This is a genomic window from Acinetobacter sp. P1(2023) (genome assembly GCF_028367635.1).
GTDB lineage: Bacteria > Pseudomonadota > Gammaproteobacteria > Pseudomonadales > Moraxellaceae > Acinetobacter > Acinetobacter pittii_E.
In genome coordinates this window covers 183708-205482 of sequence record NZ_JAQNDD010000006.1, presented here as the reverse complement: position 1 = coordinate 205482, position 21775 = coordinate 183708, and the positions used below count along the sequence as shown (strand labels likewise).

21 protein-coding genes are annotated in these 21775 nt (G+C 40.0%); 10 read left to right on the top strand and 11 right to left on the bottom strand.

The window, feature by feature from the left end; translation table 11 throughout:
* Positions 1 to 6 precede the first annotated feature (6 nt).
* The 5 genes from POD11_RS11400 to dapA all read right to left on the bottom strand — a co-directional run bounded on the left by POD11_RS11400 (position 7) and on the right by dapA (position 3656).
* Positions 7 to 846 carry a formate/nitrite transporter family protein gene (locus POD11_RS11400; protein WP_262457232.1) on the bottom strand — a complete coding sequence of 280 codons (840 nt, stop codon included), beginning with the start codon at positions 844 to 846 and terminating at the stop codon, positions 7 to 9.
* Between the two features lie 150 nt (positions 847 to 996).
* Positions 997 to 1200: a hypothetical protein gene (locus POD11_RS11395; RefSeq protein WP_239968706.1), complete on the bottom strand. Its 204-nt coding sequence runs from the start codon at positions 1198 to 1200 to the stop codon at positions 997 to 999.
* Positions 1201 to 1388: 188 nt separating this feature from the next.
* Entirely contained in the window at positions 1389 to 2108 is a 720-nt protein-coding gene (gene purC, locus POD11_RS11390; protein ID WP_002119240.1) for a phosphoribosylaminoimidazolesuccinocarboxamide synthase, read from the bottom strand.
* 36 nt (positions 2109 to 2144) lie between these two features.
* Entirely contained in the window at positions 2145 to 2747 is a 603-nt protein-coding gene (locus POD11_RS11385; protein ID WP_014207991.1) for a hypothetical protein, read from the bottom strand.
* Positions 2748 to 2762: 15 nt separating this feature from the next.
* Entirely contained in the window at positions 2763 to 3656 is an 894-nt protein-coding gene (dapA, locus tag POD11_RS11380; protein ID WP_016142680.1) for a 4-hydroxy-tetrahydrodipicolinate synthase, read from the bottom strand.
* A gap of 329 nt (positions 3657 to 3985) precedes the next feature.
* Between dapA and pncA the strand changes: the two genes are divergently transcribed.
* Positions 3986 to 4630 carry a bifunctional nicotinamidase/pyrazinamidase gene (pncA, locus tag POD11_RS11375; RefSeq protein ID WP_016142681.1) on the top strand — a complete coding sequence of 215 codons (645 nt, stop codon included), beginning with the start codon at positions 3986 to 3988 and terminating at the stop codon, positions 4628 to 4630.
* A 53-nt stretch (positions 4631 to 4683) separates the two neighbouring features.
* The gene (locus POD11_RS11370; protein ID WP_262457231.1) at positions 4684 to 5646 is read left to right on the top strand and encodes a bile acid:sodium symporter family protein; all 963 of its coding nucleotides are present in this window, start codon (positions 4684 to 4686) and stop codon (positions 5644 to 5646) included.
* Between the two features lie 3 nt (positions 5647 to 5649).
* On the opposite strand, the gene POD11_RS11365 is transcribed toward POD11_RS11370, so the two are convergent.
* Positions 5650 to 6120, bottom strand: a complete 471-nt coding sequence (locus POD11_RS11365) for a DUF523 domain-containing protein (protein WP_262457230.1) — start codon at positions 6118 to 6120, stop codon at positions 5650 to 5652.
* A 525-nt stretch (positions 6121 to 6645) separates the two neighbouring features.
* Between POD11_RS11365 and hppD the strand changes: the two genes are divergently transcribed.
* Entirely contained in the window at positions 6646 to 7701 is a 1056-nt protein-coding gene (gene hppD, locus POD11_RS11360) for a 4-hydroxyphenylpyruvate dioxygenase (RefSeq protein WP_032054566.1), read from the top strand.
* Positions 7702 to 7770: 69 nt separating this feature from the next.
* On the opposite strand, the gene POD11_RS11355 is transcribed toward hppD, so the two are convergent.
* The 4 genes from POD11_RS11355 to fahA all read right to left on the bottom strand — a co-directional run bounded on the left by POD11_RS11355 (position 7771) and on the right by fahA (position 11338).
* Positions 7771 to 8550, bottom strand: a complete 780-nt coding sequence (locus POD11_RS11355; protein WP_262457229.1) for an IclR family transcriptional regulator — start codon at positions 8548 to 8550, stop codon at positions 7771 to 7773.
* Between the two features lie 295 nt (positions 8551 to 8845).
* The gene (locus POD11_RS11350; RefSeq protein ID WP_016142686.1) at positions 8846 to 9394 is read right to left on the bottom strand and encodes a VOC family protein; all 549 of its coding nucleotides are present in this window, start codon (positions 9392 to 9394) and stop codon (positions 8846 to 8848) included.
* 17 nt (positions 9395 to 9411) lie between these two features.
* The gene (gene maiA / locus POD11_RS11345) at positions 9412 to 10044 is read right to left on the bottom strand and encodes a maleylacetoacetate isomerase (RefSeq protein WP_151748271.1); all 633 of its coding nucleotides are present in this window, start codon (positions 10042 to 10044) and stop codon (positions 9412 to 9414) included.
* Entirely contained in the window at positions 10031 to 11338 is a 1308-nt protein-coding gene (gene fahA, locus POD11_RS11340; RefSeq protein ID WP_151748270.1) for a fumarylacetoacetase, read from the bottom strand. The genes maiA and fahA overlap by 14 nt, the downstream gene beginning before the upstream one ends.
* A 357-nt stretch (positions 11339 to 11695) precedes the next feature.
* On the opposite strand from fahA, the gene POD11_RS11335 reads away from it, so the two are divergent.
* The 3 genes from POD11_RS11335 (at position 11696) to zigA (ending at position 15342) form a co-directional block, all read left to right on the top strand.
* The gene (locus POD11_RS11335) at positions 11696 to 13084 is read left to right on the top strand and encodes an amino acid permease (protein ID WP_262457228.1); all 1389 of its coding nucleotides are present in this window, start codon (positions 11696 to 11698) and stop codon (positions 13082 to 13084) included.
* 163 nt (positions 13085 to 13247) lie between these two features.
* On the top strand, positions 13248 to 13928 hold the full coding sequence (zrlA, locus tag POD11_RS11330) for a D-Ala-D-Ala carboxypeptidase ZrlA (protein WP_262457227.1): 681 nt from the start codon (positions 13248 to 13250) through the stop codon (positions 13926 to 13928).
* A 148-nt stretch (positions 13929 to 14076) separates the two neighbouring features.
* Positions 14077 to 15342 (top strand): zinc metallochaperone GTPase ZigA, encoded by a 1266-nt coding sequence (zigA, locus tag POD11_RS11325; protein ID WP_262457226.1) that lies wholly within the window; start codon positions 14077 to 14079, stop codon positions 15340 to 15342.
* 35 nt (positions 15343 to 15377) lie between these two features.
* On the opposite strand, the gene POD11_RS11320 is transcribed toward zigA, so the two are convergent.
* Positions 15378 to 16490, bottom strand: coding sequence for an acyltransferase family protein (locus POD11_RS11320; RefSeq protein WP_262457225.1), 1113 nt, complete (start codon positions 16488 to 16490; stop codon positions 15378 to 15380).
* Between the two features lie 353 nt (positions 16491 to 16843).
* Between POD11_RS11320 and hutC the strand changes: the two genes are divergently transcribed.
* The 4 genes from hutC to hutH all read left to right on the top strand — a co-directional run bounded on the left by hutC (position 16844) and on the right by hutH (position 21723).
* The gene (hutC, locus tag POD11_RS11315) at positions 16844 to 17596 is read left to right on the top strand and encodes a histidine utilization repressor (RefSeq protein ID WP_199985820.1); all 753 of its coding nucleotides are present in this window, start codon (positions 16844 to 16846) and stop codon (positions 17594 to 17596) included.
* The gene (locus POD11_RS11310; protein WP_224992217.1) at positions 17593 to 18168 is read left to right on the top strand and encodes a HutD/Ves family protein; all 576 of its coding nucleotides are present in this window, start codon (positions 17593 to 17595) and stop codon (positions 18166 to 18168) included. The genes hutC and POD11_RS11310 overlap by 4 nt, the downstream gene beginning before the upstream one ends.
* 261 nt (positions 18169 to 18429) lie before the next feature.
* The gene (gene hutU / locus POD11_RS11305) at positions 18430 to 20097 is read left to right on the top strand and encodes a urocanate hydratase (protein WP_262457252.1); all 1668 of its coding nucleotides are present in this window, start codon (positions 18430 to 18432) and stop codon (positions 20095 to 20097) included.
* 87 nt (positions 20098 to 20184) lie between these two features.
* Positions 20185 to 21723: a histidine ammonia-lyase gene (hutH, locus tag POD11_RS11300; RefSeq protein ID WP_000421598.1), complete on the top strand. Its 1539-nt coding sequence runs from the start codon at positions 20185 to 20187 to the stop codon at positions 21721 to 21723.
* Positions 21724 to 21775: the final 52 nt, after the last annotated feature.

The following is a 21775-nucleotide window of genomic DNA, read 5'->3' as shown; positions in this document are numbered from 1 at the left end:
GTCCTGCTATTGTTCCAATTCCTCAGTAACCTGACCATAAATCAGCAGGGTAAACACGCCTGTACCACCAATAATATTTCCAATGGTGGTTGGAATCAGGAAATTAAAAATATATTCACTAATTGAGGCATCGCCTTGCCAAACTAGATAGGACATTTCTGTAGAACCAACCACTACATGGGTAAAATCACCCAGTCCTATCAGGTAAGTCATGAAAAAAATAAGCAGGAACTTATTACTGACTGAGGGCAACATCCAGACCAATGCAGCAATTAACAGTCCTGACATAATACCTTTGAGCAGATTCTGAGTGGCAGAAAAGGAACCCACATGAAGGGCGAGTTCATCTAGTGCCTTGTCAATACCTGGAGTAAACAGGTGAGTAGTGAGGAAAAATAAACTCGCTAAAGCTGTTCCAATGATATTGCATAGAATCACAATTCCCCATAATCGGCCCACTGCCCGTAATTTATCGAATGTAAAGGGTTTAAATAAAGGTACAACAGTGGTGATGGTATTCTCGGTAAAGAGTTGCATGTGACCCAAAATGGCGATTAGAAAGCCGATGGTATAACCGATATTGGTAATTAAATTGGTCCAGATCGCATCAGTTGGGAGATAAGAGGCAATAATCGCTTTAAATACAAATGAAAAACTGATGACTAAACCCGCAGCAATCCCCGAAAAGATCAGTGCAGCAGTTGGGCGATCCAGCTCTTCGGCACCATCACGGCGGATAATTTCATAGACTAGACGAGGTGACAGTTTTTCATGTTCTTCAACTGCCATTTTTTCGCGCCAGCTTAAGGTTTTCTCGACCTTTTTTTCCTCTATTTCGTGATCCATCAGGTTTACTCCTCACTAAATAAATTTCTTATATTTATTGTTTTATTTATTGTTAAGGCAGTGCTCAGGATAAATCTAGTCTATTCATAACACGTTTATGTGTCTTTTTATAAATTGAATGTGCAATGCAGTAGACTACCGAAAATAAGATTAAAGAAATGTATAAGCTCTTAAAGTGCGGATGAGTGCCATATAGTCGCCTTGAGAGGCTTTAGAAATAACGGATTCAACCTCTGTTTGAGTCCAGCCTTGTTTTAAAGCAGAACTGCTAAAGTTGGTTAATAAGACTAGAGGATTTTCACCAAAATGGACTGGATGATTGATTAATTTCTTTTCAAACTTAGATATTTCCATAAATTCACCCTAGTTTTTAAATTTAATTATTGTGAAGTACTTTGTGTTTTTTTAGATTTTAGTGTTTTAAATTAAGTTTGTGCAAGTGATAATTTATTTTAATAGACAAATCTGTCTATATTATTTGGTTCTCGGGCATTAAATATAAAAAAACCGGGCTGAAACCCGGTTTTTTATGAAGTCACTGATTAGATGTCAGATAAATCTACGCCTAAACGAGCAGCAACTTCTTCATAAGCTTCAACAACACCGCCTAAACCTTGACGGAAACGGTCTTTGTCGAGTTTCTTCTTAGAGTCTTTATCCCATAAACGGCAGCCGTCTGGAGAGAACTCATCACCAAGCACGATACGGTCATGGAAAACACCGAATTCAAGCTTGAAGTCCACCAAAATCATGTTGCCTTCAGCAAACAACGCTTTTAATACGTCGTTTACTTTATAAGTTAAAACTTTCATTTGTTCTAACTGTTCAGCAGTCGCCCAACCTAAAGCAATCGCTTGAGATTCGTTAACCATTGGGTCGCCTAGACCGTCATCTTTATAGAACAATTCAAATGTAGGAGGAGTTAACTCTTTACCTTCTTCTACACCTAAGCGACGGCATAGAGAACCAGCTGCGTAGTTACGAATTACACATTCAACTGGAATCATTTGAAGTTTTTTAACAAGCACTTCAGTTGGAGAAAGCAATTTTTCAAAATGCGTTTCAATACCTGCAGCAGCAAGTTTTTCCATAATGAAGGCGTTAAAACGGTTGTTCACCTTGCCTTTACGATCTAGTTGTTCGATTTTTTCGCCGTTGAACGCAGAGGCATCATCACGAAAGACTAAAATCAGATGGTCGGCATTGTCTGTTTCATATACAGATTTTGCTTTACCAGTATAGAGCAAGGTTTGTTTTAACATGAGGGAACCTTTTTAAAAAAAATGCCTAGTAAACGACTAGGCTGGCCAATTTTGGTAAATCTGGTTTAACACTTCAGCGGCCACATCTGGACTTGCAAAAGTGTTATCTACATTAAATAGGGCAAGAGTATGACTAGAACCCACACCAGTAAGTTTAAGCACATAAGTATTATCATTTACTTTAATCGTCGCCTGATTACTGCCTTGAGCGATGATGTTGTAATTTAAAGTACTTAAAGTTGCTTTGGTGTATTGCCAAATCTCGGTCGTATTTCCATCAATTTTTAATAACGGGTTTTTATTACCGTCAGTCACAAGTTGAGGACGTCCAAGGGCGGTCGTGGTTTGAGCAGACGCATCTGCTGTAGCGTTACCTTGCGTTTGTTCAGGGCGTGGCAATTCAAAACGGTTGCCACGCTTGTTTTCAAACTTAGGTGCGTTATCGATAGCGCGCTGCTCTACAGTTGGTGCAGGATACAAAGGTGTCGCTGGTCGTACAGTTGCATCGGCAGGGTACTCAAGCGGGGCAAGTTGCTTGGCATTTTTATAATCTAAAGAATGATTATTAATTGCGAAGCGACTACAACCAGCTAAACTTAAGGCTGAAACTGCAAGGACTAAACCAAGACGTAATTGCATCATAAATTGCTCTTATTAAATAATTCCCGCATCTTTTAGGGCATTGCGGAGAGGTTCGCGATATTGCTCAGCGAGAGGAGTGAGTGGTAAGCGAATACCAGTATCAATCAGTCCCATCTCATGTAGTGCCCATTTCACAGGAATTGGGTTTGATTCGCAAAATAGAATATTGTGTAAATTTGCAATCTTATTGTTAATTGTCTTCGCTTGTTGTTCATCTTTAGCAATCGCAACAGCACATACTTCACTCATTGCTTTAGGTGCAATATTGGCAGTAACCGAGATATTGCCGTCAGCGCCAAGAAGCATGAGTTCCCAAGCGGTCTCGTCATCACCTGAGTACACAGCCATTTTGCCGTTTAAAGCCTCGATTAAAGCTTTACCGCGAGGTACATCACCTGTCGCATCTTTAATACCAACAATATTAGGGATCTCTGCTAAACGTACAGCTGTGTCGTTTGCAAGATCTACACCAGTACGGCCAGGTACGTTATAAAGAATAAGAGGGAGCTCTACGGCTTCAGCAATCGCTTTATAGTGTTGGAATAGGCCTTCTTGAGTTGGCTTGTTATAGTACGGCGTTACAAGTAAAGCTGCATCTGCGCCAAGATCTTTCGCAGCTTTAGTTAATTCGATTGCTTCACGGGTTGAGTTTGCACCAGTACCGGCAATAATTGGAATACGTTTATTGGCTACACGAATAATTTCTTTAATAACCTGTGTGTGCTCTTCCATGCTCAATGTTGAGGCTTCGCCGGTTGTACCGACGGCTACAATACTGTTTGTACCTTGTTCTATGTGCCACTCAACCAGCTTCTCAAGACCCTTCCAATCTACACCGCCGTCTTTCAACATTGGTGTGACGATTGCGACGATTGAGCCTTGAATGGTCTGTGCTTGCTGAGTCATTTTTAAAAATATCCTATTTATCCATCCGAATCTGAGGTAAGAAAAACAAAATGTGGGATGGTTGCAGTATTTTGATTGTCCAGTTCTAACAATAACAGATTGTTGAATGACAATTATGCAAATTATGACTGATCAGACGCATAAGAACAATACGCCTAACGGATAATCGCGATGTAAACTTGAGGAAAAGATAGGATGTTTTCATTATTGTCAGCTGAGAGAGGCCAGTAAATATAACAATACAGCCTGATTCGACTGAGCCTTACTTAATATAGGCTTTTTTTATGGCAAGATAGAATGAAATTTTCCCGATTGGGATTGAAGATGACATGAGTATGAATAAACAACCCCAAAATGCGGCTTTAATCGTAGTTGATGTACAAAATGGTTTTACACCGGGTGGAAACTTAGCAGTTGCTGATGCCGATACAATTATTCCAACCATTAACCAATTGGCGGGTTGTTTTGAAAATATTGTTCTGACCCAAGATTGGCATCCGGATAATCATATTTCTTTTGCACAAAACCATTCGGGCAAACAGCCATTTGAAACGATTGAACTCGACTATGGACCGCAGGTGCTTTGGCCTAAGCATTGTGTACAAGGTACCAAAGATGCTGAGTTCCATGCTGATTTAAATATTCCAACCGCTCAACTGATTATTCGAAAGGGCTTTCATGCGCATATTGATAGCTACTCGGCCTTTATGGAAGCAGACCACACCACAATGACGGGTTTAACGGGATATTTAAAAGAGCGTAGCATTGATACGGTTTATGTGGTCGGAATTGCCACAGATTTTTGTGTCGCATGGACTGCTTTAGATGCAGTTAAACAAGGTTTTAAAACTTTAGTGGTTGAAGATGCTTGCAAAGGTATTGATCTGAATGGTTCATTAGAACACGCGTGGCAAACCATGCAGCAACGAGGTGTTGTACGTATTCAATCGACTGATCTGTTGAGTAAGCATTAAGTATATTGCTCTAGTATTTTAACTTTCATATTTTATTTTTAGGGATAGAAAATATGGCTGCATTTCTGCGTTTTACTCAATTTATTCAAAAAACTTTTGCCCTATGGGTGATTGTTTTTGCAGCTCTGGCGCTATGGCAGCCTGAATTTTTTGTCTGGCTCAAAGCATACATTCCATGGATTTTGGGGATTATTATGCTCGGCATGGGAATGACCATGACCGTTGACGACTTTAAAGGGGTTTTACAAAGTCCTAAAGCTGTGTTGATTGGGGTGGTGGCACAGTTTGTGGTTATGCCGGGTTTGGCATTTATCTTATGTAAATTATTTAATTTACTGCCTGAAATTGCTGTCGGCGTCATTTTAGTGGGATGTTGTCCGGGCGGAACGGCTTCAAACGTAATTACTTATATGGCTAAAGGCAATGTGGCTTTATCGGTGGCCTGTACATCGGTGTCTACGCTTTTAGCGCCTGTGTTAACACCTGCTATTTTCTATCTGCTTGCGAGCCAATGGCTAAAGATTGATGCAGCTTCGATGTTTATTTCGATTTTGCAGGTGGTTCTGCTTCCTATTGTCGTGGGTCTGATTTTAAGAACATGGCTTAAACGTCAAGTCGAATCTTATATTCAAGTGATGCCTTTGGTGTCAGTCATTGCAATTGTAGCGATTGTGGCAGCCATTATTGGCGGCAGTAAAGCGGCAATTTTACAGTCGGGTTTGCTCATTTTGGCTGTGGTGATATTGCATAATGGCCTTGGATATTTATTAGGTTTTACCGCAGCACGTTTCTTTAAATTACCTTATGCGGACAGTAAGGCAATTGCTATTGAGGTAGGGATGCAAAACTCAGGCTTAGGCGTTGCGCTTGCAGCAGTACATTTTGCTGCATCTCCAATTACTGCCGTACCAAGCGCAATTTTCAGTCTTTGGCACAATATTTCTGGTCCTGCACTTGCGACTTACTGGGCAAGTCGTAAAGATGTAAATGATCTTGCTAAAAACAAAATTGAGTAACTTTTAAAGAGGGTGCTCTACTAACCAATCTTCAATTTCATTTTCAGAAATCACTTCAAAACCATGGCGCCGCAACAGTGCCGTGGTGATTCCAGTTCCCACAATTTTTTCGCCTTGAAAAGTACCGTTATAAATTTTTTGACTGCCGCAAGAAGGGCTATTTTCTTTTAATACCACACAACTTGCTTTTATTTGTTGTGCGACTTCTAGTGTGCGATAAGCACCTTTTAAATATAGATCAGTCACATCTGAACCAGATGAATCGGTAATTTTTGCTTTGCCATCAAGCACATCTTGACCTGTTCCGCCCACAATTTCTGCGGGTAAGCGAGGAGTAGTAAAACCGCCTAATAACTCTGGGCATAATGATTGGGCTTTTTTATTGAGTAATAGTTGCTTAAGTCGGGTATTTGGGCAAGATTTACCATCATATCGAACAGGTTCACCAGTTAAACAGGCGCTGACTAAGATCATAAGTTTTCCTAAATCAAATGGATGGCGGGGCTTATTGTAGAAATCATAAACAAAATTTGAAAACTGACCATCAATTTTAAAATAGCTTAATTCAAGATTACTAAAATTATGCAATTCATAATTAAGTTATGTATTGCATAATTTAATTGTTTTTAGTAGCATCTAATTCAAGGTAAATGGCCATTGGAGATCCAACAAGGATGTTGGTCTCCATAAATCTATAAATGATTTTTAGGAAAAGACGATTTTTAAGGGTTTATTGAAAAATCTCAATCGTACTTTTAGATAACAAAGGACAGTGTGTATGGAAAACAAACACCACATGGAACAGAAATTAATCATCCAAGGCTCTACGCTCATCATATCTTCGTTTTAATGATTCGTTTTTTTCTCATAGGATGCGTTGGGTTAAGGCATTTTGACGGTTCAAATACTCACCCAATGATTACGTATTCTATAGAGAAAGGAGCTGAGTTCATCAGCAATAGAGATAAACGGAACAGGTAATCACCAGAGGGAAACTAGATGGATATTTTAGAGAACCCATTAGAATTATGCGGTTTTGCATTTATTGAATTTGTTTCAAAAGAAAATGAATTAGATCCAGTTTTTGAAACAATCGGCTTTTCAAAAGTAGCCAAGCATAAATCGAAAGAAGCGTACTTATGGCGTCAAGGAAATATCAATATTATCCTGAATTATCAGCCAGAATCTTATGCTTCATTCTTCTTTAATGAACATGGTCCATCTGCTTGTGCGATGGGTTTTAAAACACGTGATGCAGCAAAAGCTTTCCAAAAGGCTGTAGAGCTTGGTGCTGAACCAATGTATTCAAAAGTTGGGCCAATGGAGCTCAACATTCCGGCAATTAAAGGTATTGGTGGCATGCCAATCTTTTTAGTTGACCGTGATATTTATGAAAATGACTTTGTTTTCTTTGATGATGCCGAGAAACGTCCAGTAGGGGCAGGCTTAAACGAGATTGACCACTTAACTCATAACGTCTATAAAGGCCGTATGGAGTACTGGGCAAACTTCTATGAAAAAATCTTCAACTTCCAAGAAATTCGCTACTTTGATATTAAAGGCGAATATACAGGTTTAACATCTAAAGCATTAACAGCGCCAGACGGCATGATTCGTATTCCTCTAAACGAAGATTCGGACAAAGGAAACGGCCAAATTGCAGAGTTCCTATCTGACTTTAATGGTGAAGGTATTCAGCATATCGCATTTATTTGTGATGACTTAATCTCGACTTGGGATAAGTTAAAAGGCCTGGGTCTGAAATTTATGACTCCACCACCAAATACGTATTATGAAATGCTAGAAGATCGTTTACCTGAGCATGGTGAACCGACTGATGAATTAAAACAGCGCGGCATTTTGCTCGATGGTAATACTAAAGACGGTCAGAAAAAGCTGTTATTACAAATTTTCTCTGAAAACATGATTGGTCCAGTTTTCTTTGAATTTATTCAACGTAAAGATGATGATGGCTTTGGTGAAGGTAACTTCAAGGCATTGTTCGAGTCAATTGAACGTGACCAGATTCGCCGTGGTGTTTTAGAAACTAAATAAATAAGCTGAGCTTTATTCCTGAGCTAAAAAAACCAAGAGTTGATCTCTTGGTTTTTTTATCGCTATTGATTAGCGGCTTTTAATATATTGATTGATGAGGTTTACTTCATTTTTCAAGATTTCAATAGTTTTACTGTGAGGGTCGACTGGTAAAAACATTTCGCTATCCAGTGCAACAATACAAAACTCAATGCTCTGGTTTGAGTTAAACACAGGTAAACCCACCGCATTAATTCCTGTCAGTAAGTCACCTTTCGCTGCTGACATTTCTTGTTGGCGAATGGTTTCTTTAAGCTCTGTAAACGCTTCCCAGTTTCGTGGTGCGATGTGCAATCCAAGTTCTTGATGCTTTTGCCATTCAGCTTCCATTAAGGGACGAACAAAATGCTCTGGAAGATAAGAAGCAAATAGACGTCCCGCAGCAGAATTGACTAAAGGCATAATTGAGCCGACTTTAGTGACAATCGAAATAGGGTGGTTCGATTCAATCGATTGAACCACGACAGGACCTTTCGGTGACCATTTACTGATTTGTATGCCGCAACCAATTTTGTTTTGTAGGTCGTAAATTAAATGCTGTACCAGCTGTAGTGTGTCGCTATGCTGAACACAGTTTAGACCTAAGCGCCATGCCTGATCACCTAAAGCATATTGCCCATCATCAAGCTGTTTTGCATATTCCATACGAATAAGGCTGACTAGATAACGATGTACCTTGGCAGGATGCATGTCGAGCTTGCTCGATAGATCTTTGAGAATAATAGGTTGATTGTGTTCCAAAAGGGCGTTTAGTACAGATAAACCGACTTCAAGTGATTGAACCCCCCCAGATACTTTTTCTTCAATCATTTAAATACCCTTAATAAATTTACTTCAGCTGTTAAATAGTGACGATCAAAACATAAATTGAAATTGGCGCGTTTTACATCATGCCTGAGCCTAGTGAAAAATAGAAATCACCTTTTTCTATTAGCGAAATTGACATGTTTAATAATCAACAATTTTCTAAAATCACTGTGCTCTTATTTATAGCGCAATTTTCTAGAAACTTAGCAGTATTAAATAATATAAATCGGCATTGATATAGAACTGCTCGTTAAAACAATTCTAATCAATGCCGACTTTTTAGTTCGCTCTTTTAAAATTAGGTTCCTAACTCTTCTTCATGTAAGAAATGAGTGTGGTGCGGAGCACGTTTAGTTTTGCTCCATTCCTCTAGCATTTCAACTTTCATCTCTTCAGTAATTTTTGCAATTTTTTCTTCAGCATGCACATCGTTATAAGTTAGCTCTAAACGGTGGCCATTTGGGTCAAAGAAGTAAATTGAGTGGAAAATGCCATGGTTGGTCACGCCTAAAACTTTCACACCATTTTCTTCTAAATGTTGCTTGGCAGCCATTAGTGCATTTAAGTCTTCAACTTCAAAAGCAATATGTTGTACCCATTGAGGCGTATTTTCGTCGCGCCCCATTTCCGGTTGAGTTGGCAATTCAAAAAATGCCAAAACGTTACCTTGGCCGGCATCTAAAAATAAATGCATATATGGGTCAAAGGCTTTAGTTGAAGGTACATGATCTTCGGCAAAAGCTAAAATAAAGTCCATGTTGAGCATTTTTTTATACCACTCAACGGTCTCTTTCGCATCCTTACAACGATATGCAACGTGATGTATTTTTTTAATGGCAAATGTCATGTTGAAACTCCTTTTTACTATTCCCAATCTGGTTGTTGTTCTGGCGCCGCGTTATAGAAGGCTGGGATAGACAAACAATGGTGATAAATCGATTCAATTTTTGGAAACGCAGATAAATCAATCTTGAAGCGTTTCGCGTTGTAGACCTGTGGAATCAGGCAGCAATCGGCAATAGTTGCTTGTTGTCCAAAGCAAAATTGTCCATTTGAATCTTGAAGTTGCTGTTCGAGATTTTGAAAGCCTTCAATAATCCAGTGCTGATACCAATAGTTTTTCTGCTCATCTGAAACATTTAAGTCATTTTTTAAATATTTCAGTACGCGTAAGTTGTTTAACGGGTGAAGATCGCAGGCGATTGCTTGGGCAAAGGCACGGATTTTGGCTCTCTCTTGCACATCACTTGGAAGTAACTTGGTCTCTGGATATTGCTCATCCAGATATTCCAAAATACTTAACGATTGAGACAAGGTTAAATCACCATCAATTAAGGTCGGCACAAGAGCACTGCGGTTTAACTTTAAATAGTCTTCGCTCTGCTGTTCGTTTTTTACCAGATGAACTGGAACAGTCTCATAAGCTAAGCCTTTAATGTTGAGGCCAATCCGTACTCTGTAAGCTGCAGAGCTACGAAAGTAACTATACAGCTTCATAGTCAGGCTCCGAAGTTTCTGCAAAATCGAAAGTTAATGCAGGAAGAACCGTGTTTCGAACCTCGCCAAAGCCAATGCGAATACCATTTTTCTCACAGTGACCTTTCATAATGAGTGTATCGCCGTCTTGCAAGAAACCACGAGTTTCACCATTGGCGAGTGTTAAAGGCTTGGTGGTGTTCCAAGTCAGCTCAAGCAAGCTGCCATATGAATCTGGGGTAGAACCTGAAATGGTACCTGAGCCCATCAAGTCACCAACCTGAACGTTACAGCCTGCAATCGTGTGGTGAGTCAACTGTTGAGCCATTGACCAATACATATATTTAAAATTAGTACGGCAGATCACATCAGCTTGTGCCGATTTCGGGCTTTGAATTTCAACACTCAAATTAATGTCGTAACTATTTGCGATATTTTCTTGTAAATACGCTAAAGGTTTAGGCTCTTGTTTTGGGCCTTCCACCTTAAATGGCTCAAGTGCTTCAAGCGTGACTACCCAAGGAGAAATCGAACTTGCAAAAGTTTTTGCGTTAAAGGGTCCAAGTGGAACATATTCCCATTGCTGGATATCGCGTGCTGACCAGTCGTTCAGTAAAACCATTCCAAAAATATGGTCCCATGCATTTTCAATCGAGATAGGTTGCCCAAGCTCCGTTGGTTTACCAATAACAAATGCTGTTTCAAGTTCAAAATCGAGTTTACGCGTCGCTGAAAAAATTGGGCGCTCTTCATTTGGAAGCTTAATTTGTCCAGATGGACGAACGATTTGAGTACCACTGACTACAACAGAACTAGCACGGCCATTATAACCAACAGGTAATTCACTCCAGTTTGGCAGTAAAGCATTTTTAGGATCACGGAACATACAGCCCACATTGGTCGCATGTTCTTTAGAAGAATAGAAATCGGTATAACCCGGGACTTGAAGTGGTAAATGCAAAGTTACGCTGTCTTGCTTAACCAAAACTTCTTGGCGCAATGCTTCATTTTCTTGAAGTGTTAAATTTTCAACCGAGAGAAGAGACTGTAGTGTCTTACGAACTTTTGACCAGTTGGCTTTGCCAGACTCGATAAATTTATTCAGTGTAGGCTGGTTAAAATATGTGTCTTGTTCTGAAAGTTTTAAAAGCCCGTGCTTTTCAAGTGCAGCGAGATCAATCACCCAATCACCGATTGCTACACCAACTTGACGATCACTTTCGTTAGTTCTACTAAAAATACCGTAAGGCAAATTATGAATAGTGAAATCTGATTGAGGTGAAACTTCAATAAAAGAGTTTAGTTTTTGTTCCATTTTCGCGTCCTTGTCTTTATCTCGGGTCTTATACAAATAAAAGTTCGGTCTAGGACTGAGCTACTCAATAAGTTTTTAACCTTTGCTTAGATCATCTTTAGTCTTATGAGTTTGATATAGACCGAGCACAACCAATTGCTTCATGTCTCTATAATACTGAATTCATGAAATTACGCAATACATAATTTAATTACACATTTCATAATAATTGTCATTTCTTGTATTTTCTGTTTTCATTCGCGTTCTTGAGAAAAGTCACGCAATTATTTTTTCATCAATCTCTATGAAAGTTTGATCAATTTATGATATACGTAATTTATTGGAAAAAAATTACGTGACACGGATGAGAATAATCATATGTCAGCACAAGAGCAAGGAAACCTGAAACATGGTTTGAGTAATCGGCACATCCAGCTTATTGCATTGGGTGGGGCGATTGGCACAGGGCTTTTTCTTGGTATATCACAATCGATTAAATTAGCAGGTCCATCGGTCATCCTCGGTTATGCCATTGCAGGATTTATTGCTTTTTTAATGATGCGCCAGCTTGGTGAAATGGTGGTTGAAGAGCCAGTAAGTGGTTCTTTTAGTCATTTTGCCTACAAATATTGGGGACCATTTGCAGGGTTCATGTCAGGATGGAACTATTGGGTACTCAATGTCCTTGTCTGCATGGCAGAACTCAGTGCAATTGGTCTTTACATTCAATATTGGTGGCCGCAAATCCCGACGTGGGCATCTGCTTTAACCTTCTTTGTCTTAATTAATGGCATTAATCTGCTACACGTTAAGTTTTTTGGCGAAATGGAATTTTGGTTTTCTATTGTCAAAATCTTGGCGATCCTTGCAATGATTGGCTTTGGTTCATATCTACTTGCAACAGGCACAGCAGGTCCACAGGCAAGCATTTCGAACCTCTGGGCACTTGGCGGTTTCTTCCCGTTTGGTGTTGAAGGCTTAGTTATGGCAATGGCGGTCATTATTTTTGCTTTTGGTGGTATTGAGCTGTTCGGTATTACTGCGGCTGAAGCACGTGACCCTGATAAAACTTTACCTAAAGCTGTGAATCAAATTATTTACCGTATTTTGATTTTCTATATTGCGACACTTTTTGTTTTATTCTCGCTATTCCCATGGAATCAAATGGCTGAAGGCGGAAGCCCGTTTGTGATGGTTTTTGCTTCTTTAGATAGCCAAGGCATCGCAACGTTATTGAACTTTGTCATTTTGACAGCAGCAGTTTCAGTTTATAACGGCACAAGTTATTGCAGTAGCCGTATGCTATTGGGCCTTGCACAACAAGGAAATGCACCAAAAGTATTTGCACGTATTAATAAACGCGGTATTCCAACCAACGCAGTGATCCTTTCTGCGGCAGTCACTATTTTATGTGTCCTGTTAAACTATATTTTCCCTGAAAAAGCATTTGGTTTACTGATGATGCTGGTGGTTGCAGCGATTGTGATTAACTGGGTAGTCATTTCATGGACGCATTTAAAATTCCGCAAATATATGCAGCGCCAAGGGCAAACAACCAAGTTCCCAAGCTTTATGTATCCGTTTAGCAACTATTTATGCATCGTATTTATGTTGGGCATTTTAATTGTGATGTCTTTAACACCAGATATGCGTGTTGCGGTCATGATGATTCCTGGCTGGATTTTGTGTTTGATGGTGGCTTATCAATTTAAACGTCGGAAATTAAAAGCTGAGCAGTCTATACGCGCTTTAGAAGCAGATATTTAATAAATTATTGAGTTGTATTTAAAAAAGGACGTTCGAGAGGCGTCCTTTTTGTTTTTAAAATTTAGCAACAGAAATTAAAGGATTTTATTATTGTTATAATATAACATTTCGGTAATTTAATGTTGAGCAATTTTCCCATTTTTGGTGAAGATAGAGCATATTTATGAAGCGTTATTTAGGTTTACTTTTTTTATCTCTCACAGCGTGTAGTACTCAAACGCCCAAGCCAACAATTCCTCTGCACACCCAGACCTCTTTACCTCAAGCTACAAAACCAGTGGTCAGAATAAAGCCTCAACCCGAGGCGTATGTTGCATGGTTAGCTACAGGCGATCACAGGCAGTCTGTGCAAGCTTACAAGCAATTTCTTAAGCAAAAGGGTCTTGCCGATTTAGTTCCAGATCATGAGTTATTACGTTCAGCTCGAGACTGGCAAAAATGTGGAGTCGAGCCCTATGCTGTACCACCGCGCGAGATTTGGTCCAATATTGTTCCGACACTTAGCATTTTAAAAGCGTTAGTTGATGATGGTGTGATTAATGATTTTGAAGTGACTTCGGTCTACCGTGCTTTATCTTTAAACCGCTGTGCAGGTGGTGCGGATGCTTCCCGACATGTGTTTAATGCAGCACTTGATTTTAGAATTGGCCCAGAACAGCCGAGTGATTTAGACCAGTTTAATATTCAACAAACCAAAACCAAACTGTGTCAGTTCTGGGAAACAAAGGGCCAAGCTTTTAATATGGGGCTGGGTGTTTATGCTTCGGGACAAATTCATATTGATAGTCAAGGGTTCCGTTCATGGGGACCTGACCATCACTATAGAACCTCGATTTGTCAGTGACTATAAAAGTAATTTTTTCAAATACTAAGTGATTTGGCTTAAATAAAACTGGAATAAAAACTTGATCAATAGTTATGTTATAACATAACATTATTATGGTTTAGAAATAGATTACGCCTGTGATCTGGCCATATTTAAATGGCCAGCCATGATCAGTTTAAAGATTATTCAAAGAGATCAAGCCATGCACACTGCAATCGCCAACTCATTTGCCAAGCTTCCAGTCACTGTTTTGTCAGGCTTTTTGGGTGCAGGAAAGACCACATTACTCAACCATATTTTAAATAATCGCGAAGGCCGCCGTATTGCCGTGATTGTCAATGATATGTCAGAGGTGAATATTGATGCGGCATTAGTACGCGAAGGCGGGGCAGAGCTTTCAAGAACAGATGAAAAACTGGTTGAAATGAGTAATGGCTGTATCTGTTGCACACTACGAGAAGATTTACTGGTTGAGGTTAAACGTTTAGCTGATGAAGGACGCTTTGACCAATTGGTGATTGAGTCAACAGGCATTTCAGAACCATTACCTGTGGCAGAGACCTTTACCTTTGAAGATGAAGATGGAAACTCACTCAATGAGTTCGCTCGACTCGACACCATGGTCACGGTAGTCGATGCTTTTAACTTTCTTAAAGATTACAGTTCGGTTGACTTACTGCAACAACGTGGTGAGTCCTTGGGCGAGCGAGATGAAAGAACTGTAGTCGATCTTCTCATTGATCAGATCGAGTTTTGTGATGTAATTGTGCTGAATAAAATTGACCTGATTGACCAAGCTCAGCAAGACCAACTCATCGCAATTTTAAAAACTCTCAATCCGCGTGCCCGAATTGAAATTGCTCAATTTGGAAAGATTGCCTTAAATAAAATTTTAAATACACAGCTATTTGATTTTGATGAAGCCGCACAAGCACCGGGCTGGCTAAAAGAGTTACGCGGCGAGCATACGCCAGAGACTGAAGAGTATGGAATCAGTAGCTTTGTTTACCGTGCCCGCCGACCTTTTCACCCAGAGCGTTTTTATGATTTAGTACAGTCTGAATGGCCGGGTGTCGTCCGTTCTAAAGGCTTTTTCTGGTTGGCTGCTGAACCGACATTGGCTTATTCATGGTCACAAGCGGGAGCAATGGCTCGCCACGGCTTAGCAGGCTACTGGTGGGCGGCCGTTGCAGAAGAAGACTGGCCGAGTGACCTAGCCAGTATTGAAGAAATTAAGAAAAACTGGGATGCCCGCACAGGTGATGCCCGTCAGGAGCTGGTTTTAATTGGTATGCAAATGGATGAGCAAGCCTTAATACAACGCTTAGATCGTTGCTTGTTAAATGATGAAGAAATGGCTTTAGGACCACAAGCTTGGCAGAGCTGGTCTAATCCTTTTAAGCAAGATGATGAAACGATGTTGATCGCTTAATAAAATAAAGCCCCTATTTTAAAGGGGCTTTATTTTTATGATTTATCTTTAATAAAAACCTTTCGAATATAGCTGTTAAGTGGGGTGGAATAATATTTTTCAATTGCTGCGCTGATGATAAAAGTCAGAACCAAGTAGCCAATTAAAAGCATAATTTTGATGCTAGCGTCGGTTTGAGCCGGAATAAAAGCAACTTTCATAAGGCCCAGCACAACCAGATGAAACAAATAAGTTTCATAACTTCGTTGCCCCAACCAGACCATCACTTTGGTAAATAGGTTATGCGCTTGCGTTCCTGAAGGATGTTGAAAACACAAAATCAGTAAGCCTGTAGCAAAAGCAAATAAGCTAATCCCCCATGTACTCACTTCTTTAATTGGTGCATATAAATATAGAGCGGTCATGCTCAAAATAATCAACCACGAAAGAGGTTTTTTATAAGTCCAGTCTGGTCGATATGTATGAGAAAAAATGGCAGTTAAACAGCCAATCGCTATGCCATCAAAACTCGAAAAATAATGATATAAATAGGCGCCGCTTTCTTCTCCAAAATGTAGAGATCTAAAATAAGGCCCATATAAAATTACTCCAATCAGTACAGCAATAAAGAGCTTATTACTACGCGTGAGCAGGCACAATAATGGAAAAACAAAGTAAAAAACTTCTTCTACAGAGAGCGACCACAACACGCCTAAAGCATAGTTGACCCAACCGAATTTAATAATCAGAATATTCATCCAGAAGGTTAAAGCTGCAAAAATTGTTAATGGATAAGAGACCTCAATGCCATTCGGGGCTTGGTTCATAAAGGGTTTTAAATCAAATGACCCAAGTAGACTTACCCCTAAAATGAGTAATCCTAGACACGGTAAAATACGCGCTGCCCGCCGGATATAAAAATGCTTGAGGTTAATTGCGGAGAATTGTTTATCTCTTTTTAAAGTGTGATGAGTAATTAAAAAACCCGAAATCACAAAAAACATGGTGACGCCATAATTTCCGTTTCTTGCGATGACTGTGCTAAATGCTTCACCTAAGAAATCAAAACCTAACCATGTGTCTTTAAGTTTATAGGGAATATTAAAATGATGTAAAAGAACCAAAAGGATAGAAATTCCTCGGAGAATATCTATTTTATAATTACGCATTCGATGTGCTTCCAGTTTTATTAATATACTGTGTGGCAGAAGAATACTATCGATCAGTTATTTTAAATAAAAATTTTAAGCAGCGTTTCGTAAATTAGAAAAGATGATACTTTTTACATCCTTGAATTGAGCACAGACTTAGCATAAATAACTATTAAATAAATATTGATAAAAGCCTAATATATTTGAATTTCTCTACATAAAACTTTAAATTAGCTCTTATTGAGCTATGTTTATTTTTTAAACTTTTTAAAATCTATTTAATTCATCAATTAACATGTTGTATGTAGTTGTATATACATAGCATGTCAACTAAAATACTTTTTTGCCTGCTGCCTTTTTGAGTATTTGTTATGCCCAGAACATCAAAACAAGAACATGCTGAGCTTTCGATTGAAGCTGATAGTCCAGTTCCTTTATATCAACGCGTCAAACAGCTAATTTCACAAAAAATTTATGAAGGCTCGTGGGCTGTAAATAAAAAAATTCCTTCGGAAAGTGAACTCGTTAATCAACTCGGCTGTAGCCGTATGACGGTAAACCGTGCGCTACGTGAGTTAACGACTGAGGGTTTACTAGTGCGAATTCAGGGCGTTGGTTCTTTCGTAGCCGAAGGACAGGGTCGTACTGCACTTTTTCAGATTAATAATATCGCCGATGAGATTATTGCACGAAACCATAAGCACCACGCTGAAGTTTTAGTCTTAGAACAAATTTATGCAAATGCAGAGCAAAGCGTGTTAATGCAGACTCGCGAAGGGCAAAGATTATTTCACTCGATTATTGTGCATTATGAAAATGATGTGCCTGTTCAGGTCGAAGATCGTTTAGTCGATGCAGCACTGATTCCAGATTATCTACAACAAGATTTTAAAACGATTACGCCTAATGCTTACCTCATGGCAAAAGCGCCTGTGACAGAAGGCGAGCATATTGTCGAGGCCGTTTTAGCATCTGCTCAAGAGTGCAAGTGGTTGAAGATCACCAAAGCTGAACCATGTTTACTCATCCGTCGCCGTACATGGTCAAATAAACAACTCATTTCAAGTGCACGTTTGATCTATCCGGGCAGCCGCTATTATCTCGAAGGGAAATTTAATCCATGATTGAATTGATCAGGGCCGATCAATATACAAAAATGCTTTGGAAAAATGGTGCGGGTTTCACTTTAGAAATTGCTCGAAGCCAAGGTGAGGCTGACTTTGAGTGGCGCATTTCGATGGCAGATGTAACTACTTCTGGGCCATTTTCGCTATTTCCCAATAAGCAGCGAATTATTAGCGTACTCGATGGACAGGGCATGGTTCTGCATGTCGATGATCTTCCTGCCAAGACGCTAAACCAAGGCGATATTTTTGCTTTTCATGGTGAGAGTCAGATCCAAAGTGAACTGGTAGACGGTGCAATTCGAGATTTAAATTTAATTTATGATCCAGCAAAGTTTTATGCTCGTTTTCAGTGGTTGAATGAGGCAGCGGAGCAGACATTTATTAGCTCGGCAGATCTAATTTTTATCTTTAACCAGGGTGGTGAGACACAAGTGAACGTTGATGAGCATTCCTTTGAAATTGCTGCCCATGAGACTTTAAAAATTGAAAAAAATACTGGGGTAACATCGGTTCATTTTACTCAAATTCAGGCAAAAAGTTGTTATGTTATTGAGCTAATTCAACGTTAAAACTTAAATAATTTGCTTATTCAAAAGCACATGTCTAGTGAAAAGGCATGTGCTTTTTTTATGCCAGTTATAAAAATAAATTAATTTAATTCATAAGCTTATTTAATTTTTTCAAAAAAATATGAGCAACCCTCTTCACGCCGAAAAATATTTGTGTAGTATATAGATGTATATACAAGTTAATACATTACTATACAAATGCAGAAACAAGTGATGTTCTGCTGATGTAAGCTCAAAGGAAGGAGTCCGCCTGTGACAACAATGACAACAAAATTTCGTGATGTAGAAATTCGTGCGCCACGCGGCACTGAATTGACGGCTAAAAGTTGGTTAACTGAAGCTCCATTACGTATGTTGATGAATAACCTTGATCCGGACGTTGCAGAAAACCCGAAAGAGTTGGTTGTATACGGTGGTATTGGCCGTGCAGCACGAAACTGGGAATGTTTCGACAAAATTGTAGATACTTTAAAAAATCTTGAAACTGATGAAACTTTATTAGTTCAATCAGGCAAACCAGTAGGTGTATTTAAAACTCATAAAGATGCACCACGCGTTTTAATTGCAAACTCAAACCTTGTACCGCATTGGGCAAACTGGGAACATTTCAACGAGTTAGATGCAAAAGCTTTGGCAATGTACGGTCAAATGACAGCAGGTTCATGGATCTACATCGGTAGCCAAGGCATTGTGCAAGGTACTTATGAAACTTTCGTTGAAGCAGGCCGCCAACACTACAACGGTGACTTAAAAGGTCGTTGGGTACTTACTGCCGGTTTAGGTGGTATGGGTGGTGCTCAGCCTTTAGCTGCAACACTTGCAGGTGCATGTTCTTTAAACATTGAATGCCAACAAGCAAGTATCGATTTCCGTTTACGTACCCGTTATGTAGACGAACAAGCAACTGATTTAGATGACGCTTTAGCGCGTATTGACCGCTATACAAAAGAAGGCAAAGCAATTTCAATTGCGCTTCATGGTAACGCTGCTGAAATTTTACCTGAGCTTGTTCGCCGTGGTGTACGTCCAGACATGGTGACTGACCAAACAAGTGCACACGATCCACTCAATGGCTATTTACCAGTAGGTTGGACTTGGGATGAATATCGTGAACGTGCAAAAACTGAACCAGAAACTGTTGTAAAAGCTGCAAAACAGTCGATGGCTAAGCATGTACAAGCGATGCTCGATTTCCAAAAAATGGGTGTGCCAACATTTGACTATGGCAACAACATTCGTCAAATGGCGAAAGATGAAGGCGTAGCAAACGCTTTTGATTTCCCAGGTTTCGTACCTGCATACATCCGTCCATTGTTCTGCCGTGGTATTGGTCCATTCCGTTGGGCAGCGTTGTCTGGCGACCCAGAAGATATTTATAAAACAGATGCCAAAGTTAAAGAGTTAATTCCTGATGATGAGCATTTACATCACTGGTTAGACATGGCTCGTGAACGCATTAGCTTCCAAGGCTTACCAGCGCGTATTTGCTGGGTAGGTTTAGGCTTACGTGCAAAACTTGGTTTGGCATTTAACGAAATGGTTCGTAGCGGTGAATTATCAGCTCCAGTTGTGATTGGTCGTGACCATTTAGACTCAGGTTCGGTTGCGAGTCCAAACCGTGAAACTGAAGCAATGCAAGATGGATCTGATGCAGTATCAGACTGGCCTTTATTAAACGCATTGTTAAATACAGCGGGCGGCGCAACTTGGGTGTCTTTACATCACGGTGGCGGTGTAGGTATGGGCTTCTCTCAACACTCAGGCGTTGTGATTGTGTGTGATGGTACAGATGAAGCTGCTACACGTATTGCTCGCGTACTAACCAATGACCCTGCAACAGGTGTTATGCGTCATGCCGATGCAGGTTATGAAATTGCGATTAACTGTGCGAAAGAGCAAGGCCTACACTTGCCAATGATCACGCAATAAAAATACACGGAAGAACTGGCGGTGCTTTTTGCAATTGTGAAAAGCACCGTCTCAGCAGAATATAGTGCAAAAAATTAGGAAGCCAACATGGAATTATTGATCCAACCGGGAAAACTGACCTTAGCCGATTTACGTCAAGCGTACCTCAATCCGATCAAAGTTAAATTAGATGAAAGTGCTTCATCTGCAATTAATGCAAGCGTGGCTTGCGTTGAGAAAATTGTAAATGAAGGACGTACAGCTTACGGTATTAACACGGGCTTTGGCTTACTTGCTTCAACCAAAATTGCTCCTGAAGATTTAGAAAAGTTACAACGTTCATTGGTTCTTTCGCATGCCGCAGGTGTTGGTGAAGCACTTGATGATGCAATGGTTCGTTTAATCATTCTATTGAAAGCAAATAGCTTGGCGCGTGGTTTCTCTGGTATTCGTCGTAAAGTGATTGATGCGTTGTTGGCTTTAATTAATGCCGAAGTTTACCCACACATTCCACTGAAAGGTTCAGTAGGGGCTTCAGGTGATTTGGCACCACTTGCACACATGTCTTTAGTGTTACTTGGTGAAGGTAAAGCGCGTTATAAGGGTGAATGGTTACCAGCAGTTGAAGCTTTAAAAGTTGCAGGTTTAGAACCGATTTCTTTAGCAGCTAAAGAAGGTTTAGCACTTTTAAACGGTACACAAGTTTCAACCGCTTATGCTTTACGCGGCTTGTTTGAAGCTGAAGATTTATTTGCAGCTGCAACTGTTTGTGGTGGCTTAAGCGTTGAAGCAATGCTGGGTTCACGTGCACCATTCGATGCGCGCATTCACGAAGTACGTGGTCAACGTGGTCAAATTGATGTGGCTGCGGCTTATCGTGATCTATTGACTGATTCGAGTGAAATTGCACATTCACACGAAGACTGTAGCAAAGTTCAAGACCCATACTCTTTACGTTGCCAACCACAGGTAATGGGCGCTTGTTTAACCCAAATCCGTCAGGCTGCGGAAGTACTAGAAATTGAAGCGAATGCTGTATCTGATAACCCGCTTGTTTTTGCTGAACAAGGTGATGTGATTTCTGGTGGTAACTTCCATGCAGAACCTGTAGCAATGGCGGCAGATAATTTAGCATTGGCCATTGCAGAAATTGGTTCACTGTCTGAACGTCGTATTTCAATGATGATGGACCGCCACATGTCACAGCTTCCACCGTTCTTGGTGGCAAATGGTGGTGTGAACTCAGGCTTTATGATTGCTCAAGTGACCGCTGCTGCGCTTGCGAGTGACAACAAGGCACTTGCACATCCTGCAAGTGTTGATAGCTTGCCAACTTCAGCGAATCAGGAAGACCATGTATCAATGGCTCCGAATGCGGGTAAACGTCTTTGGTATATGGCTGACAACGTCCGTGGCATTTTAGCTGTTGAATGGTTAGGCGCTTGTCAAGGTCTAGACTTCCGTGAAGGCTTAAAAAGCTCGCCTAAACTTGAACAAGCTCGTAAAATCTTGCGCGCTCAAGTGCCTTACTACAGTGAAGACCGTTTCTTTGCTCCTGATATTGAGCAAGCAAGTGAATTACTCTCAAGCGGCTGCCTAAACGAGTTAATTATTCCAAAACTACTCCCTAGTTTATCTGAAGTGTGATTGATAAAACGGTCACATGGAGTGGCCGAATCTAACTAAATATCCTCAAGGA